General features: G+C 47.2%; 3 protein-coding genes. All 3 read left to right on the top strand.

Annotation, left to right across the window (positions count from 1 at the left end):
* Window positions 1-705: HFX_2341 family transcriptional regulator domain-containing protein (locus ACXJJC_RS09155; RefSeq protein ID WP_456371206.1), on the top strand; the 705-nt coding region annotated here is incomplete at its 5' end.
* A gap of 165 nt (window positions 706-870) precedes the next feature.
* The gene (locus tag ACXJJC_RS09150; RefSeq protein ID WP_456371204.1) at window positions 871-1,890 is read left to right on the top strand and encodes a DNA recombination protein RmuC; all 1,020 of its coding nucleotides are present in this window, start codon (window positions 871-873) and stop codon (window positions 1,888-1,890) included.
* Window positions 1,887-2,936 carry an MBL fold metallo-hydrolase gene (locus tag ACXJJC_RS09145; RefSeq protein ID WP_456371202.1) on the top strand — a complete coding sequence of 350 codons (1,050 nt, stop codon included), beginning with the start codon at window positions 1,887-1,889 and terminating at the stop codon, window positions 2,934-2,936. Before ACXJJC_RS09150 ends, ACXJJC_RS09145 begins: the two co-directional genes overlap by 4 nt.

Genomic DNA, 2,936 nt, shown 5'->3' with positions numbered 1-2,936 from the left:
AACATGCCTGTAACCCAGATTACGTTCGTTGGACACACGAAGGAGAGGATTATCGAATCCATCCGCGCCCTCAGGGAACTGCCCGTCACCAGAATCATTCTCGCAGTTGGAAAGCCCGACACGAGTGGTGAGAGGAAGGCCAGAAGAGTTGCCAAGGAAATAGCCGACGAGCTCAAAACAATATTTGACGTCGAGATCGTGGAGATTGACAAGAAAAACATCATGAACGCTGTTCTCGAGCTTGTGGAGATAGCCGAGAGAGAACGGGAGACCGGCAATGAGGTCGTGTTAAACGTCTCTGGCTCTCTCAGAACGTTCGCCATTGCAGCATACATTGCCGCAAGCATCACGAACTCGAGGGTGTTCTCATCAATTCCGAAGTACGGCGAAAACGACGAGGAAGTGGGAATAGAGGAGATCGTGGAGCTGCCCATTCTGCCGGTAAGCTTCCCCGGAAGGGAGCAGATGGAGATTCTAAAAGCCATAGTAGACGGTGTATCATCCCTCGATGAGCTGGTAATAAAGCTCAATCCGGAAATTGGCAAGGGAAGCAGAGAATTCCAGAGTGAGAGGAGCAGGCTTAGCCACCACCTCTCAAAGCTTGAAAGGACAGGGTTTGTTAAGAGAGAAAAGCATGGCAGAAATGTGAAAATAATACTGACAGAGCTTGGAAAGGCGATAACCGCAGCTCTGGACAGGCAATAAGGTTTTCTGCATTGAAACGATATGGTTTTATCTTCCAGTTTGCATCTCTGTGAATCCATTCAGCGTTCATCATACATCGAACGCGTTTTATATCCAAGCATTTTTAAACTTGAACAAAAGATTTAAGTAATATCAGACCAATCCACTTCAGGTGGTGTAATACAGGTGACAGAATTTTATGACGTGGCGCTGCTGATCACTGTTCTTGCCGTTCTGGTTTACGTGATACTGAGACAGAGAAGTGCCGAGAGCAGGATCGAGGAGATTGGCAGAAAATTCGAGGACATGAACAGAAGTCTGCCAGAGTGGGTCGAGGGTGCTGTTGCAAAAACGTTCCAGAACTCGGCAGGAGTCCTCGAAAGTCTCTTCGCATCGGCCATAACAAAGAATTCCGAGGTGATAAAGGGTGCCTTCGCCACCTCGCTCAAAGAGCTGGGAATCCAGGAGGATCTCGGAAAGCTGAGTGAAGCTTCTGCAGATCTCAGGGCAATAACCTCTGACCTGAAAACAATGTTTCAGGTAAAGCATTCGAGGGCAAAATTCGGCGAGCTTCAGCTTGAAAGCCTGCTGAAGGACATCTTCCCCCAGAACAGACTGAATTTCCAGAAGAATATAGGTCATGGAATACCTGATGCGTGTATTGCAGTCGAGGAAGGCAGATATCTCTGCATAGATTCAAAATTTCCCCTTGAAAACTTCAGGAAGTACAGCGAGGCGGAGAGTGAGGCTGAGAAGGAGAAGTACTGGAAGGAATTCGTAAAAGACGTAAAAAGGCATGTTGACAGCATACGGAGCAAGTACGTTGGAAAGGGAAACACCCTGGACTTTGCGCTCATGTTTGTTCCTTCAGACACGATTTTCTATCACTTAGTTTCTGAAGAGCCGGATGTTGCGGTGGAGGCTGCAAAATCGGGAGTAATTCTGACCTCTCCATCCACGCTCCCCGCGTACCTCAGCCTGGTCTCTGCAAGGATTCAGGCTCAGGAGATTTCAAAGAGGACTGAGGAGATACAGAGGAAGCTGAGCGAGATGGGGCACTACATCGAAAATCTTGAGGAAAACCTGGAAATCCTTTTCAGACACGTTGGCAACGCATCCAAGAAAGCATCAGACGTGAGAACATCCTTCAGCAACCTCAAGAGCTTTTACTCCTCGGTCTGCACGTTCGAGGAGGTAGAAGAATGAGAATAACTGTTTACGATGGTGCTGAAACAATCGGCGGAAACAAGATCTACGTTGAAGAAAACGGCAAGGGAGTTTTCCTGGACTTCGGCATGAACTTTGCTAAATACAGTCAATATTTCCAAGAATTTCTAACAGAGAGGAATGGTAGGGGTATCCACGATCTCATCCACCTCAACCTGATTCCGAAGATAGATGTTTACAGAAAAGACCTGATACCATCCGATTTAGACGTTTCATCCTACCCAAAGCTCAATGTTGAGGCAGTTCTTCTCAGCCACGCCCATCTTGACCACTGCGGGAGCATCGGCCTGCTCAGTGAGAACATCGCCATAGTCGCTTCGCCAATATCCGTTGCCATCCTCAAGGCATTGAGGGACTCCTCACAAGCGAAGATTGGAACGGAGATAGCATACTTCTCTCCCAAAGCACCTCAGGAGGATGGAAGATACCTCAAATCCAAAAGTGGCAATTACGTAGGAAGGAAATTCGTCTCTACTTCTGAATTTTCTGACCATCTCGTGGAGTTCATCTCAAACAGACCCGGAACAAAAGGTATCGAGGCTGGAGAAGTGTCCCACATATCTGACACAGCACTTTCATTCGAGGTTAGAGCATTTGAGGTCGATCACTCAATCTACGGGGCCAATGCATACATCATCTACGGGGATGTGGCAGTATCGTACACCGGAGATCTAAGGCTTCACGGTAAAAACGCTGCCAAAACCAAGGAGTTTGTCAGAAGGAGCAGGGATGCGCAGGTTCTGATTATAGAGGGGACAAGAACTTCGAGAGAAGACGTGAATGAATCTGAAAAAATGGTATTTGAGAACTGTCTCAGGGCTGTTGAGGAGTCAAAAGGTATCGTGATAGCTGATTTCTCACCGAGAAATTTTGAAAGGCTTGAAACTTTTCTGAAAATTGCAAGGATAACCGGGAGAGAGCTTGTTGTAACTGCAAAAGACGCCTACATGCTTCATGCCATCGAGTGTGCTGATGGAGTCTGTAGGATGGAAGATACCTCAAATCCAAAAGTGGCAATTACGTAG

This window comes from Geoglobus sp. (assembly GCF_054018175.1).
This window is presented reverse-complemented; position numbering and strand designations above follow the sequence as displayed.